This window comes from Oleiagrimonas citrea (assembly GCF_012395255.1).
Taxonomy (GTDB): domain Bacteria; phylum Pseudomonadota; class Gammaproteobacteria; order Xanthomonadales; family Rhodanobacteraceae; genus Oleiagrimonas; species Oleiagrimonas citrea.
On sequence record NZ_JAAZQD010000004.1, the window covers coordinates 231,353 to 244,615 of the forward strand.

Sequence of the window (13,263 nt, forward strand, 5' to 3'; positions counted from 1 at the left end):
AATACGTGGAAAAGGCCGCTTTGTGCGGCCTTTTTTTTGCGTGGAACCCGGGTTTGCCGAGACCAGACGTGAGTGCGGGTCGACCTGTTCCGGAGCATTCCGGCATGTCGATGTCGTGCTCAGTTTCGCGCGGGGAGCAGGAATTGGCCGACGAGACTCGCGGTCAGCGTTGCCGTGGCGATCAGCACGATGGCCGAGATCTGGAACCACATGGGGTGCGGAAACATGGTCAGGTTCACCAGCGCGGCGATCAGTACCACACCGCCGATCAGGGTCGCATAGAGTCCGGCCCTGGCGCGTGCGATCACGATGGCGACCAGCGTGCCGTCCAGCACGCCGAATGCCCACGCCGAGAGGACGAAGCCGAACGCGCCGGTCGGCAGGGAGCGGATGAAGGCAGCGACCGCGTTATGGTCGGAGAAGTCCAGGTTCTCCGGCGGCGGATACAGACTGTGGCCGACGTACTCGATGACGGCGACAGTGATCAGGGCGCTGAGGATGCCGGCTGCGCCTGCGACGATGCGACGTGCTCTGGAGTTCATGAAAGCCATCCTGACAGCGGACCATTGCGGGAATTGTACGGGGCAGCGCGGCGACGTGCAGAGAACGCGAGCATGGATGGCGCGAGTACCTTGCCGCGATCGGTTGTCGCCTCCGTCCGTCGCATCGGCGAGCCTAGAAACTGGATCCGGGATGTTCGAGGAACGCGACTTCCTCCGGCGTCGACGCGCGTCCAAGTATGCCGTTGCGATGAGGATAGCGACCGAAACGTTCGATGATTTCACGATGTCGCACGGCGAAGCGGTAATTCTCTTCCAGGCCATTTTCGCGGAACAGCGAGTCGGCCCAGGCCTGGATGACTCGCGACTCGCTGTGCATGAACGGCATGTAGAGAAAGTTGCTTTCGATCGGTGAAAGGCGGGTCGGTGCGTCTGCGCGAATGGCCTCCTGCGCCAATGCCAGCGCCATGGGATCGTGGGCGAATGCCTGCGGCGTGCCGCGGTGGATGTTGCGTGAGAACTGGTCCAGCACGATCACTTCCGCTAATCGGCCGCGAGGCGTCTCGCGCCAGTCATGCAACTCGCCGGCGACCGCCTGTTCCAGCACGGGACCGAAACGCTTGCGGATGCGGGCATCGAAGTCCGTGTCCTTGGCCCACCACATTTTCGGATCGATTTCGTCGAACCAGAATTCGAGGACGGTTTCGCGCATGCGTAGGGTTTCGTGTAGAGGGAAGGAGGCGGTCTGTTTCAGTGCAGACATTCGACAGGGATTTTACGGTCACGGTTCGGATGTGTTTCCGAAACGGAAGTCATGGTCTGCGGTGATCGGGAGAGTTGATGATGCTGGATGGAAGGTTCGCATCAGATGCAGACTCTACTGAAGAGGCCGGCGGCGATTTACGGATTTCCGGAAACGGGTCGTGTTTGCCCGCTCTGCAGGCCGTTTTTGCTTGCGTCCTCAGCAAGGGTATGATGAAAACAATGGTGCGCGGTTTGCTTGCCAGAAGATCCAATACCAACAAGGAGGGGAAGCTATGTCACGTTTTGTTTCTGCCATTTTGGGCGTGAGCGCATTTCTTGCGGTCACCACTGCGTTTGCAGCCCAGACGAGTGTCAAGGCCAATTCGGCCGCGGATGCGGATATGCGGACGCTGCCGGTCCTGGTTCATGTCGACAAGCAGGGCACGGTGACGGATGTCACCCCGGCGTACAAGGTGCGCCCGAGCCTGGTCAGGGTATTGCGTGCCACGCTGAACAAGATGATCACGAAGCCTGCACAGGATCACGGGAAGCCGATCTCGAGCGATGTCGTGGTCACGCTGGCCTTGCATGTCATGGAGAAAAAGGACGGCACCCATGCGGCGAATTTCCAATATGTGTCCATGAAGCCATTGCCGTCCGGGTCGTGGCATTGGGTGCATACCCCCGATCATCGTCTGGCTCTGGGTAACCATCAGGGTGATTTCATGCCGGCAGATCCGAATGCCGCAGGCGGTGCGTTGGGTGGCTCTCAACGCATGAATGAACAGACTGGGCAGGGCTTCGCGACCGGCGGCAGGGGTAGTAGTGGGGCGAATCGCTAAATCAATGTTACGTGCAAAGTTCGCGCACTACTCGTGACTGAGGTTGAAGTCGATAGACTTCGTGCGCTGACGTGAACAGAGAGTGGGGTGGCATGACGACACGATGGAAGTCTCCATTGTGTCGCCTGTCACCCCACTTTTTTTTCATTTTCCTGAAGTGTGCCGGGAGCGGACCCGTATTCGAGCCGTATGCGGGTTTCAAACATGCCGGGTTCTATTCCGTTCCACACGCTGTTCACTGCAGTCGATGCTACGCGAGTAGGGTGTTTTCAGGTATCTGGGGCAACGAAGAGAGAGCCTGGGTGGCTCGTCACCTGTTGTGACACATTTGCCGCAAGGGTGTGGCCCGATCATTGCCCGGCTGAAGTCGCGTATTCCAAGCATGAGGGCGGCGCGGACTATGACTACGTCAGCGCCGCGTATGCGGCATGTTCAATTGGGGTTCCGCTGGTGTACAGGCATGGTGCCGTGCCTGGTTTGCACGGCGAATGTCCGAACACATCTCTGCATGGAATCTTCATCATAAGATTGCCAGATTTGTGCATAAGTTCACGGCTCGGTGGCATATGGTCGTGTAAAGGGCTGCACCGATCATGCGATGAGTACTCGGATCGTGCCGCAGAGCGAAGCGCGGACGCGCCCGCACAGGGATACGTTCAACAAAGCTTTGGTCGACGTTCTAGATGGTACGTCGATCGATATGGGGTGGCTGGCCGGCAGCATGCGGCGGACATTCCGGAGGGGAGTCGGAGCAGGCGAGCGCGTCGCGGTGCGGCGTGCCGACTTTCGTTGGATGGGAAATCAAGGAAGGAGGGGAACATGAAGATCGCATCGATGCTTGCATGGGCGGGTGTGTCCTGCCTGGTCTGGACGGCTCCTGCTGTGGCGGCCGGGCCGCCGCCGGGATCCTATCTGCTGAGTTGTACCGGCGCGGCGGTTCAGGGGGATGCGCTGTCCGCCAGTTGTCAGACCTTGAGCGGCAGTTTCCAGCAGACCACGCTGGAGCAACTGGGAACCTGCCAGAACGAGGTGATGAAGGGTGGCGACATCGCCAACCTCAACGGCAACCTGGTCTGCGTGCCCAATCTTCCGAATGCGACCGGCGAGGCGTATCCGCAGTCGGAAACCACCGTCAACGGCTGGGTCTATTCGGGCAATCAGGCGGCGTTGATTCGGCATGCCTGGTCGATCTGGGCGGGATTGACCCAGTACACCGGCAAGGTCAACGGCACGCCCGTGCGCGCTTTCGAAACCTGGACCACGCCCTCGAACATGATCTATCGCATCCAGTCCGGGCTGGGCACGGATGTCGTCAAGGGACGGGTGCTGCTGCAGAAGTCGCAACTGCTGCGTCCGGGCAGCCGCTTCAAGCTGGAAATGCCGCATCAGTTCCGTAATCTTCAGCCGATGCTGAAGTCGGCGTCGGCGATTCCGGACGGCGATACCAAAATCTTCGTCACGGTGGCCTACAACCCGGCCGCTGCCGAACATGCGATCCGCAACAAGCTGTTCCTTCAGAGCACGCTTAACCGCTACCTGAAGGAGGGCTACACGCAGATCCCGGTGTTCCCGACCAGCGCCATCACGATCAAGCCGGTCTACAAGGTCATTCAGAAAAACGAGACCGATGGGAACGTCAAGGACGGCATCTACACGATGCCCGGCTGGCCTGGCACGCCTTCGCCGGCGAAGACCTTCCCGGAACCGGACTGGGGCGCGTGTGTATACGTCGACGTCAATCAGAGCGGTCCCAGCACGGGCAACGCGATCGATAAGGGCTGTGCCGGCCGCACGGCGTCCACCACGTTTCATGTGAGCGACTTCATCCATCACGTGATCACGGCGCAGGAAGCGCCGGCCATCGCTTCGCAGACCAAGATGAAAGTGTCCGCGGGCGACATCGCCATTCTGGTCGGCATGCACGTGACCACGCGCGAGACCACGCGCTGGGCCTGGCAGACCTTCTGGTGGTCGGCCAACCCGAACCAGCCGTATCTGCCCAGCGACAGCACCATCGCGGCGGCCCGTCCGCAGCAGGACATGGATGCGGAGTCCGGTCACTACGCGATGGCGCTCTCGTACCAGATGGTCGCGCCGGCGCAACCGATCAATGGCGGCCAGAGCGTCGGTCATTCCGTGATCGCCTACAACCCGCATCTGGAAGCCGGTTTCTCGCCGTCGACCTTCCAGGCCAGGGGCAGCATCACGCAGCCGGACGGTAAGGTGATCACCAACGAGTACGGGGTGCAGACCAACTGCATGAGCTGCCACGGACAGGCGCAATACCAGTCCACGCCCGGGCACTACAAGGATCCGGACAATCGCGAGAAGCCGTATGCGGCGGACTTCTATTTCGGTCTGAACGATCCCTCGTTCCAGGGCAAGCTGCAGCTCGACTTCGCCTGGTCGATTTTGGGTAACCTGGTGCTCGATGACGATGGTGGGCAAGGCATGGTCAAGAGCAAGAAGGCCATGCACAAGTAAAGCGGGCCATTAGGTCCTGAATGCGAAAAACGGGATGCTTCAGGCATCCCGTTTTTCGTTGCAGTCGATCGCCGAAGTGCATTTTCGTCGGGAGATCGATGTGCTCGATTCGTTCCCTGTCAGCCAGCGCGGGCAGTTGTCATGCCGACGGTGGCTGCATGCGTGATGTACTGGACGATCCGCGGGCGTTCACCCAGGTTGGGGCGACTGCCGTGTGGCAGCCAGGCGTGCCAGATCACCAGGTCGCCAGCGCGGCCCGCAATCGGCTTCGAGCCCAGTGCATGGAGGTCCTGTTGGTGCGGATCGACGCCGGGTTCGAGCGTGGTCAGCCAGTCGGGCAGTTTGTGGTGGAAACCCGGCACCACAGTCAGTGCCCCCTGTTCGGCCGGCGTATCGGTGAAATAGAGGATGCCCTGCGTGTCGAACGCGAGCGGTGCAGCGAGATCGAGATCCCAGTGCAGATCCGGTCCGGGGAAGGGGCAATACTGGCGCTGCGGCGGATGGAATCCGCAGCGGTCCGCCGTGGGCCACAGGTCGGCGGTTCCCCACAACTGCGCGAACGCCTTGTGGATGCGCGGTGAGCGGCGCGCGGCATCCAGCGCCGAGTGCTGGATCAGCTCGACCATGATGCCGTGGCGATCGGTGCTGGATCGATACCACGACTCGGGGTCTTCGAGATCGGCGCCGACATGGGCGCATATGGTCTTCACGGCGGCCTGTCGTTCGGCCTCGGTGATGGCATCGTGCAGCACGACGTAACCGTGTTCGTTCCAATGAGCGAGGTCCGCGTCGCTCAGTACGGGCGGGCTTGCCTCGATGGCATCCAGCCAGGCGCGGGCAACTTTTGGACATGGTTCGCGATGAACGGCAGCGCGCAGGCGCTCGACGTTGAATGGATCGGGCGTGCCAGCCGTGGCCACAATCCAGGCTTCGAAGGCCTCGAATGTCGAAGCGTTGTGCATCAGGTATTCCCAGGTCTGATGCAGACCGACTCCCAGCGCATTGAGGACCTGGTGATCCAGCCGCTCTTCGCCGGGGCGCGATGGTTCCGTGGCGGACCGTGCCGCCACGGCGAACGCCCACATGCGCTTGAGGTGAGGAACGCCGAGTGCACCGGTCTCGGTCGAGGAAGGCAGGGATACGGGCATGGACAAATGATTTTTCCGATTGGGTCGTCGAAGTCGTTGTCAGCTTCAAGCTGTGTCCGGCGGTGCGCGAAACCCAGTCGCTTCCGGCATCAAGGAGCGAGCATGATACTTCCCGGCTCGCTTGCCACGACAGGAAGCTGCCTGACTCATCACATACGGTCGGAATGTTTCGGTCCCATCCGCGTGAAGTAGTGAGTTTTCAGAATCGGGTGGCCGTTCTTGTCGTAATACACGGCCGTTTCAGTCATGTGCTTATGGTCCGCAGCGACCGTGTAGATGCGTGTCGAGGCCGGTATGCCATGCATGCTGAGCGCCAGGACCAGCGTATCGGGTTGCGGCATCTTCATTGCATAGAGATCGGCCTCGGGGCTGCCCTTCACCGGATACGAAGCGCCGTCGAGCGTGGCGGTGCTGACGGTGTGTACCTCTTTGCCGTTTGCGTAGACGATATCGACATCCATCGTCAGCTTCGCCAGGTCCGCGTGGCGGAATGCTATGACGACCTTTTTCGGCCGCTGTGCTGGCGGCATCGGCAGGCGTGATTTGACGACGGCCCAGCGACCGAGCAAGGGAGAGCAGTGTGGAGACTTGGCCAGAACCGGGGCGCTGATCGTAGCGGCGACGAGCACAAAACAGGAAAAGACGGTTTTCATGCGGATTTTCCAGAAACAGCAAGCCTCAACTTTGCATCAATGCCATATGTTCGGCAAATTCTGCGCGCAGCGATTGGATTAGCCATTAACCGGCATTGAGTGGGTGTTATTTATTGCCGTGCGGGCCCATGCGTGATTTTTTTCACGTTTTTTTATAGCGATGGTTCTAGAATCGGTAGGCAGTGTCCCTCCGATTATTCGGGGCACTCGAGGGGCAATGTTATTCGCGCACCTCGTTCATTGTATTTGACAAGGAGATTGCATCATGGAGAGCAATAAGGTGACCGATCGCACCACCCGCCCGTTCGGGCGCGTCGTGGCGAGTGAGATCAGCCGCAAGAATACGGATGAGCTGAAGAAGGGGTGCTACCACTCCGTGACGTCCGGTTCGGTCTCGAATGACACGCCGGATCCGACCGACCTGGGCTTCCTGCCCTAATCGTCGCGATTGCAAGTCGCTGCATCGTATGACGGGTGCAGTGAACTGCGTCCGGGCCGACCGTTGCCTGCTCGGTCTTGCAACGGTCGGCCATTGATGTGAAAGCAACTCAAAATCGAGCACGATTTTTGAACGGAGACGCACATGGACAAGGCTGTCCTGATTCTGGCCAAGTGGAATGAACCGCATACGGCTGCATTGCGCTGGTCCCTCGATCGCATGGATATTCCGACCCGTATTGCTCCGGATTTCAGTTGTGTGGGACGGCGTATCTCGATTCACGCCGACGGTGGCGGCATGCGCTGGTGGTCGGATGCCTGCCCGGATGCGCCCCGCTCGATCTGGTTCCGGCGGCCGGCGGCCCCCGAGCCCGAACCGTGCATGGAGTCGGATCGCGAATTCCTCACCGTGCAGTGGAAATTTTTCCAGAAGAACCTCTTCGATCTGGGTACGAAGGTTCTGGATACGCTCTGGATCAACGATCCGGTCGCGGCCTACGCGGCCGAGAGCAAGCTCGTGCAGTTGCAGGCAGCGGCCGAGCTGGATATTCCGTTCCCCGACATGGTGGTGACCAATCATGCCGAGGACGTCGCACGGTTGATTCAGCGTTGGGGGCGGGTGATCTACAAGACGTTCTATCCGCACAGCTGGTTGAGCCGTTCCAAGGGCAAGCTGTACGACCTGGGTGTGACCCTGCTCGATGCGGATTCGGAACTGCCCGAGGCGTCCATCGCCATGTGTCCCGGTATCTTCCAGCGGTACATCGACAAGACCGAAGACATTCGCGTGACCGTGATCGGTGATCGGATTTTCGCTGTGCGTGTGCTCAAGCAGTCCGGGGCCGCCTATCTGGACTGGCGTCAGCAGGTTCTCGCGGACGAGACCCGCATGGAGACAGTGCAACTGCCGGCTGCGTGGGAGGAGCGCATTCGCAGGCTCATGAAGAAGCTGGGCATCGTTGTCGGCTGTGCCGATCTGGTTGTCGATCAGCAGGGCGACATGTATTTCCTGGAGGTCAACCAGGCGGGCCAGTTCCTGTTTGTAGAGGAAAAGCTTCCCGAGGTGCCTCTGCTCAGGGCGATGACGGCGATGCTCATGCAGGGGCGCTGCGACTATTCGCTCGATGCCTGTGACCCAGTGCATTTTGGGGACTTCAAGCGATCGGACGAACATCAGCGCGTCATGGACTCCTACGGCGAGGCCGCGCTTATCGCATCCGAGGAGCCCTGACTGCGCCACGCTTCGATTCCGCGCAAGGCTCGGCACAAACAGTTTCGCGAGGCTTGTCCATGGAAGCGGCAAAAAAAAACGGGCGGCCTGGAGCCGCCCGTTCTCGATACTGCCGTGTGTTCGACGCGACGTTACTTCAGTTTGGCCGCCTTGCGCAGTTCTTCCGCACGATCCGTCTTCTCCCACGGGAACGCCTCGAACGCGTCGGTCTTGTGCTGCGTCTTGCGGCCGTTCTCGAGGGTCTCGTAGCTGTAATGCGCCTTCGTCACCGGTTTGCGGCCGAAGTGGCCGTAGCTGGCGGTGCGCTGGTACATGGGATGGATCAGATCCAGCATCTGGATGATGCCGTACGGACGCAGGTCGAAGTGCTGCGCGATCAGGGCCTCGATCTTCTCGTCCGGGATCTTGCCGGTGCCGAAGGTGGTGACGGAAATGGAGGTCGGGCGGGCCACGCCGATGGCGTAGCTGACCTGCACCTCGCACTTGTCGGCGATGCCGGCGGCGACGATGTTCTTGGCTACGTAGCGCGCGGCATAGGCGGCCGAGCGGTCCACCTTCGACGGGTCCTTGCCGGAGAACGCGCCACCGCCGTGGCGGGCCATGCCGCCATAGGTGTCGACGATGATCTTGCGGCCAGTCAGGCCGCAGTCGCCGACGGGACCGCCGATGACGAACTTGCCGGTCGGGTTGATGTGCATTTTCGACTTGGTCAGCGTCTTCAGCCACGCGGCCGGCAGCACCGGCTTCAGGATGTGCTCGTAGACGCCGTCGAGGATTTCCTTGTGCTTGATGCCCGGATCGTGCTGCGTGGACAGCACCACGGCGTCGATGCCGGCGATCTTGCCGTCGTCGTAGCGCAGGGTGACCTGGCTCTTGGCGTCCGGACGCAGCCACGGCAGCGGGCTGTTCCTTTGCTTGCGAACCTTGGCTTGCTGCTCGACGAGGCGGTGCGAATAGTAGATCGGAGCCGGCATCAGCTCGCGGGTCTCGTTGCAGGCGTAGCCGAACATCAGGCCCTGGTCGCCGGCGCCTTGTTCCTCGGGCTTCTTGCGGTCGACGCCGCGATTGATGTCGGGTGACTGCTTGCCGATCAGGTTCAGCACGCCGCAGGTGGCGCCGTCGAAGCCGACTTCGGACGAGTCGTAGCCGATGTCGAGGATGACCTTGCGGGTCAGATCTTCGATGTCGACCCAGGCGTCGGTGGTGATTTCGCCGGAAACAATGGCGACACCGGTCTTGACCATGGTCTCGCAGGCCACGCGGGCGCGCGGATCCTGGGCCAGGATGGCGTCCAGCACGGCGTCGGAGATCTGGTCGGCGATCTTGTCCGGGTGTCCCTCGGAGACCGACTCGGAGGTGAAGAGGTAGCTGCTCATCGAGGCCTATATCCTTCCTTGCGGATAAAGAGATAAACGAAAGGCGCCATGATACAACCGCTGCTTCGCGATTGCATCGTGCGCTGCGGCGTCGCATGCCCGCAAACCGCCCGAACCTGCGCCGCATGCGGGCCGCGGTGCGCCCGACGGACGCCGTTCGTCGCCCTGAGTCTGGGCATGTGCGAAGCGTGGAGCAAGTCGATGAAATACAAGGGTGTGCTGATGTTGGCCCTTCTGGCAGGCCTAATCGGTCCGGTTCGGGCGGCGCAGGGGTCGTGTACCGGGCGGACGCTGCCGGTGCAGCGGATGTTCTGCGAAAGCCCGGCGTTGCAGCGTATGGAGATGGCAATCCAGGATCTGGAGCGCACCCACGTAGACGCTGGGGCTGCACGGGACGCGAGCGTGTGGCGGGCCGATCGCGATGATGCGCTGTGGACAGCGATGCGCTACGGCTTTTCCGGGCGCGAGGTGCGCAAGCGGGCCTGGGCGCTCGAACGCGCACGCATGGACGAGTTGCTGAGCCGAAGAGGACTCGGGGCTGGGCTGGATGAACCGCTGACTGCTCTGGTGCGGGTTCTGCGTGCGGCGGACGTGTCGGTGGATGTGGATCTTGCGTCGGTCTGGCGAGCCTCGGATGCATCCGTGCATACGGCACGTGTCGTGGCCGGCGACAATCCGGCGGCAGTGCCTTCGCCCGAAGGCGTGTTCCGGTCCTTGCAGGTGCATCCGACGCCGGCCTTGACGGAGCAGGTGAGGCAGTGGGCTTCCGGTAGCCCGAATCTGACGCTGCACTGGCTGGCCTCCGCACGCATCGGCGCCGTGGAGAGCGTGCAGGGCTCGGCGGATTGCGCGTACCGGACATGGTTCCGCGTCGATGCAGACGGTGTGGCGCATGTCTTGCCCGCGCCGATGCTGGACCAGGCTCCTTGCATCGGCGCCGGCGAGCGCATCACGCTCGTGCGTGCGGGGCATGACACCTATGTGATGCTGCAGCGGCGCGTGGATGCGGACACCGTGGATGTTTCCACGCAGTGGTGGGCCGGTCAGCGTTGGGCCAGTCCGCAGCGCGTGCGCCTGCGGTTCGATCATGCGCTGCACGTCGACGCGCTGCGCTGTGCGGTCCGCGACTGCGGACCCTATCGGAAGGCGGTTGCGCGTCTCGCTGCGCGCTACGACCGCAGCCCACAGGCGGGTCAGTTGCCGGTGCCGAAGATTGAGAAGGCTGTCATGCAACGCATGCTGCGCATGGCTCGGCGAACCGCGGCGGCGCATCCCGAGGCCGGCACGAACCGCTTGCCATTCGGTCAGGATCTGGCGTGGAACCGGTTCTGCGACGAGGCGACGTATTTCTACGTGCGCGTGAACGGGCAGCGGGTGCTCGGCCGGATCGGCCACGGCCATCGGGGTTGGCGCACCGACGATGGCTGGCTGGTCGGGCTGTGGGCCGAGCGTGACGGTCGGCTGCAGCCGGTCGCCGGCGCGGTGGTGCGACGCGCACGCGGGCGGTTGCTCAGCGTGTCGGCCATGCCGCCGGCAATCATGCCGACACGTTGAGCGGGCGCTTAGGGACGGTCCGGACCGAAGTATTTCTTCAGGCGCTGGTTCCAGTCCGGTGCGTTGATTCGCTGCAGCAGCGAGGTGTCGATCTGCTCGCGCAGCGGGCTGTTGTCCGGCAGGGCGAACGCGTAGTCCTGTCGCTCCAGACGCAGCGGCAATACGCGCAGGCCGCTGAATTGCTGGTTGATCTGCCAGCGCAGCAGCGGTGCGTCGTAGACCACCGCATCGACCTTTCCGGCAGCGAGGCGTTCCAGTGCATCGTCCAACGAGTCGGCATGCACGAAGCTGTCCTGGTTGCGTTGCAGCCATTGCCCGCTGGTGCTGCCGGCGATGCTGGCCACGCGGACATGGCTCAGGTCATCGGCGGTGCGGATGCGGTTGCTGAGTTGGCCCACGGTCAGTGCGCTGGTGATCGAGGCGGTGAAGAAGGACACCACCATCAGGGCCGCCAGCATCCACACCATGCCGAGCAGGCGGCCGGGCACCGTACGCGGCGCGGTGTCGCCGTAGCCGACGGTAGTCATGGTCACCATGGCCCACCAGAAACCGGAAAAAATGCCTTGGGCGCGCGTGCCGCCGAACTGTTCCGGGTTGTGCTTGTGCTCCAGGCTCCAGACCAGGAGGCCGACGGCGAGCAGCAGCACGATCAGGGTGCCGATGACGCTGAGGAAGGCCGGCGACACCAGTGCCTGTGCCACCGCCAGCCAGCCCGATCCGCTCTGGTTGCGCACGGCGACGCCGAGGCCGGAGCTGGTGATCGGGTGGGCGAAGTCCATGCGCTGCTCGCGCTGTGCCGTCGCGGTGATTGCGCCCAGACCGACGTCGACCTGGTGGCTCTGCACAGCATTGAGCAGACCTTCCAGGTCGTAGGACTTGTATTGGAATTTCCAGCCGTGGTCGGCGGCGACTTCTTCCCACAGGTCGATGGCCAGACCGCGATAGTGGTCGCCGTCCCGGATCACGAAGGGCGGCGCGACCTTCACGCCGACGGTCAGCTTCCGCGCCGGCGCGACGGCAGTGGCAGCGCGGGCGGGTGCACTTGCGGCGGGTGCGTTCTGTGCGAACGCGAGGGGGGTGAGCAACAGCGTGCAAAGACAAAGCAGGATCGTGCGCGGCGTACGCATGGTCATCCGGGACTCCCAGTGTCGATATCCAGCGCATCGCGCACGCGATGCGCTGGCCCAGCTTAGCGCGATGTGCGACCGGCTTCAGGGCATCGGGAGGTGGCGGATGGCATGGCGATGCGCATCCACGAGTTGCGCTACGCCAGCTAGCCGGCGCAGCGCGAGTTCAGGCCGCCAGTGCTGCGTCGTCGGCGAGACGGGCGAAGTAGTCGCGGGTCAGGCGCAGCTGCTCGGCGGCGGATTCGGCACGGTTGACCACGGCGCGAAAGGCCGCGTTCTCGGGACGGTCCTTGGCGTACCAGCCCAGATGCTTGCGGGCGATGCGCACGCCCTGGTGTTCACCGTAGAAAGCGTGCAGGTGTTCGAGGTGTTCGCACAGGATCGCGCAGACTTCGTCCGGCGTTGGCTCGGGAAGCTTTTCGCCGGTGGCCAGATAGTGTGCGATCTCGCGGAAGATCCACGGTCGGCCTTGTGCACCGCGTCCGACCATCACGGCGTCCGCGCCGGTGACGTCGAGCACGTGCCGGGCGCGTTCCGGCGAGGTGACGTCGCCATTGGCGAATAGTGGAATCGAGATGGCCCGCTTCACCGCGGCGATGGTCTCGTATTCGGCCTCGCCCTGGTACTTGTCGGCGCGGGTGCGGCCGTGCACGGCCAGCGCGGCGATGCCGGCGTCCTCGGCGATACGGGCGATGGTCAGCGCATTCTTGTTCTCGCGGTTCCAGCCGGTGCGGATCTTCAGCGTCACCGGCACGTCGACTGCCTCGACCACGGCGCGACAGATGCGCGCGACCAGCGGCTCGTCCTGCAGCAGCGCGGAGCCGGACCACACGTTGCACACCTTCTTCGCCGGGCAACCCATGTTGATGTCGATGATCTGCGCGCCATGATCGACGTTGAAGCGCGCGGCTTCGGCCAGCATGTGCGGGTCGTAGCCGGCGATCTGCACGGCGATGGGGTCGGGTTCGCCGTCGTGATCCATGCGCTTGCGCGACTTGGTGGTGTGCCACAGGCGCGGGTCGGCAGTGGTCATCTCGGACACGGCCAGACCGGCCCCCATGCGCTTGCACAGGAGCCGGAACGGCTTGTCGGTGACGCCGGCCATCGGGGCCAGCACCACCGGCGGGTCGATGACGTGGGGACCGATGCGCATGGCGCGTATTGTA

At 62.8% G+C, this 13,263-nt stretch carries 12 protein-coding genes; 5 read left to right on the forward strand and 7 right to left on the reverse strand.

All coding sequences use genetic code 11. The features are described 5' to 3' along the window. Positions 1-119: 119 nt before the first annotated feature. Both HF690_RS11040 and HF690_RS11045 read right to left on the reverse strand, forming a co-directional pair. A complete protein-coding gene (locus HF690_RS11040; protein WP_146742240.1) occupies positions 120-542 on the reverse strand; it encodes a hypothetical protein in 423 nt (140 codons plus the stop codon). Between the two features lie 133 nt (positions 543-675). Beyond that, positions 676-1,212, reverse strand: a complete 537-nt coding sequence (locus HF690_RS11045) for a DUF924 family protein (RefSeq protein ID WP_168609476.1) — start codon at positions 1,210-1,212, stop codon at positions 676-678. A 211-nt stretch (positions 1,213-1,423) separates the two neighbouring features. On the opposite strand from HF690_RS11045, the gene HF690_RS11050 reads away from it, so the two are divergent. Together HF690_RS11050 and HF690_RS11055 are read left to right on the forward strand one after the other, a co-directional pair. Further along, the gene (locus HF690_RS11050; RefSeq protein WP_205300829.1) at positions 1,424-2,086 is read left to right on the forward strand and encodes a hypothetical protein; all 663 of its coding nucleotides are present in this window, start codon (positions 1,424-1,426) and stop codon (positions 2,084-2,086) included. An 819-nt stretch (positions 2,087-2,905) separates the two neighbouring features. After that, a complete protein-coding gene (locus tag HF690_RS11055) occupies positions 2,906-4,570 on the forward strand; it encodes a hypothetical protein (protein WP_168609478.1) in 1,665 nt (554 codons plus the stop codon). 119 nt (positions 4,571-4,689) lie between these two features. Here HF690_RS11055 and HF690_RS11060 read toward each other — a convergent pair whose 3' ends face one another. Both HF690_RS11060 and HF690_RS11065 read right to left on the reverse strand, forming a co-directional pair. Then, positions 4,690-5,718, reverse strand: a complete 1,029-nt coding sequence (locus HF690_RS11060) for a phytanoyl-CoA dioxygenase family protein (protein WP_168609479.1) — start codon at positions 5,716-5,718, stop codon at positions 4,690-4,692. Positions 5,719-5,867: 149 nt separating this feature from the next. Beyond that, positions 5,868-6,371 (reverse strand): hypothetical protein, encoded by a 504-nt coding sequence (locus HF690_RS11065; RefSeq protein WP_168609480.1) that lies wholly within the window; start codon positions 6,369-6,371, stop codon positions 5,868-5,870. A gap of 265 nt (positions 6,372-6,636) precedes the next feature. On the opposite strand from HF690_RS11065, the gene HF690_RS11070 reads away from it, so the two are divergent. Both HF690_RS11070 and HF690_RS11075 read left to right on the forward strand, forming a co-directional pair. After that, positions 6,637-6,810 carry a hypothetical protein gene (locus HF690_RS11070; protein ID WP_168609481.1) on the forward strand — a complete coding sequence of 58 codons (174 nt, stop codon included), beginning with the start codon at positions 6,637-6,639 and terminating at the stop codon, positions 6,808-6,810. Positions 6,811-6,954: 144 nt separating this feature from the next. Next, positions 6,955-8,040: an ATP-grasp domain-containing protein gene (locus HF690_RS11075; RefSeq protein ID WP_168609482.1), complete on the forward strand. Its 1,086-nt coding sequence runs from the start codon at positions 6,955-6,957 to the stop codon at positions 8,038-8,040. A 131-nt stretch (positions 8,041-8,171) separates the two neighbouring features. Here HF690_RS11075 and metK read toward each other — a convergent pair whose 3' ends face one another. Then, entirely contained in the window at positions 8,172-9,416 is a 1,245-nt protein-coding gene (gene metK / locus HF690_RS11080; RefSeq protein ID WP_113063758.1) for a methionine adenosyltransferase, read from the reverse strand. Between the two features lie 201 nt (positions 9,417-9,617). On the opposite strand from metK, the gene HF690_RS11085 reads away from it, so the two are divergent. After that, positions 9,618-10,970, forward strand: coding sequence for a hypothetical protein (locus tag HF690_RS11085; protein ID WP_168609483.1), 1,353 nt, complete (start codon positions 9,618-9,620; stop codon positions 10,968-10,970). A gap of 8 nt (positions 10,971-10,978) precedes the next feature. Here the strand turns inward: HF690_RS11085 and HF690_RS11090 are convergent, their stop codons facing one another. After that, on the reverse strand, positions 10,979-12,103 hold the full coding sequence (locus HF690_RS11090; RefSeq protein WP_168609484.1) for a transporter substrate-binding domain-containing protein: 1,125 nt from the start codon (positions 12,101-12,103) through the stop codon (positions 10,979-10,981). A 160-nt stretch (positions 12,104-12,263) separates the two neighbouring features. Beyond that, positions 12,264-13,250 (reverse strand): tRNA dihydrouridine synthase DusB, encoded by a 987-nt coding sequence (dusB, locus tag HF690_RS11095; RefSeq protein WP_168609485.1) that lies wholly within the window; start codon positions 13,248-13,250, stop codon positions 12,264-12,266. Positions 13,251-13,263: the final 13 nt, after the last annotated feature.

Bases quoted from the DNA above. Each gene is read 5' to 3' on its own strand.
- HF690_RS11040 (WP_146742240.1), bottom strand. From the start codon at position 542: ATGAACTCCAGAGCACGTCGCATCGTCGCAGGCGCAGCCGGCATCCTC.
- HF690_RS11045 (WP_168609476.1), bottom strand. From the start codon at position 1,212: ATGCGCGAAACCGTCCTCGAATTCTGGTTCGACGAAATCGATCCGAAA.
- HF690_RS11055 (WP_168609478.1), top strand. From the start codon at position 2,906: ATGAAGATCGCATCGATGCTTGCATGGGCGGGTGTGTCCTGCCTGGTC.
- HF690_RS11060 (WP_168609479.1), bottom strand. From the start codon at position 5,718: ATGCCCGTATCCCTGCCTTCCTCGACCGAGACCGGTGCACTCGGCGTT.
- HF690_RS11065 (WP_168609480.1), bottom strand. From the start codon at position 6,371: ATGAAAACCGTCTTTTCCTGTTTTGTGCTCGTCGCCGCTACGATCAGC.
- HF690_RS11070 (WP_168609481.1), top strand. From the start codon at position 6,637: ATGGAGAGCAATAAGGTGACCGATCGCACCACCCGCCCGTTCGGGCGC.
- HF690_RS11075 (WP_168609482.1), top strand. From the start codon at position 6,955: ATGGACAAGGCTGTCCTGATTCTGGCCAAGTGGAATGAACCGCATACG.
- metK (WP_113063758.1), bottom strand. From the start codon at position 9,416: ATGAGCAGCTACCTCTTCACCTCCGAGTCGGTCTCCGAGGGACACCCG.
- HF690_RS11085 (WP_168609483.1), top strand. From the start codon at position 9,618: ATGAAATACAAGGGTGTGCTGATGTTGGCCCTTCTGGCAGGCCTAATC.
- HF690_RS11090 (WP_168609484.1), bottom strand. From the start codon at position 12,103: ATGACCATGCGTACGCCGCGCACGATCCTGCTTTGTCTTTGCACGCTG.
- dusB (WP_168609485.1), bottom strand. From the start codon at position 13,250: ATGCGCATCGGTCCCCACGTCATCGACCCGCCGGTGGTGCTGGCCCCG.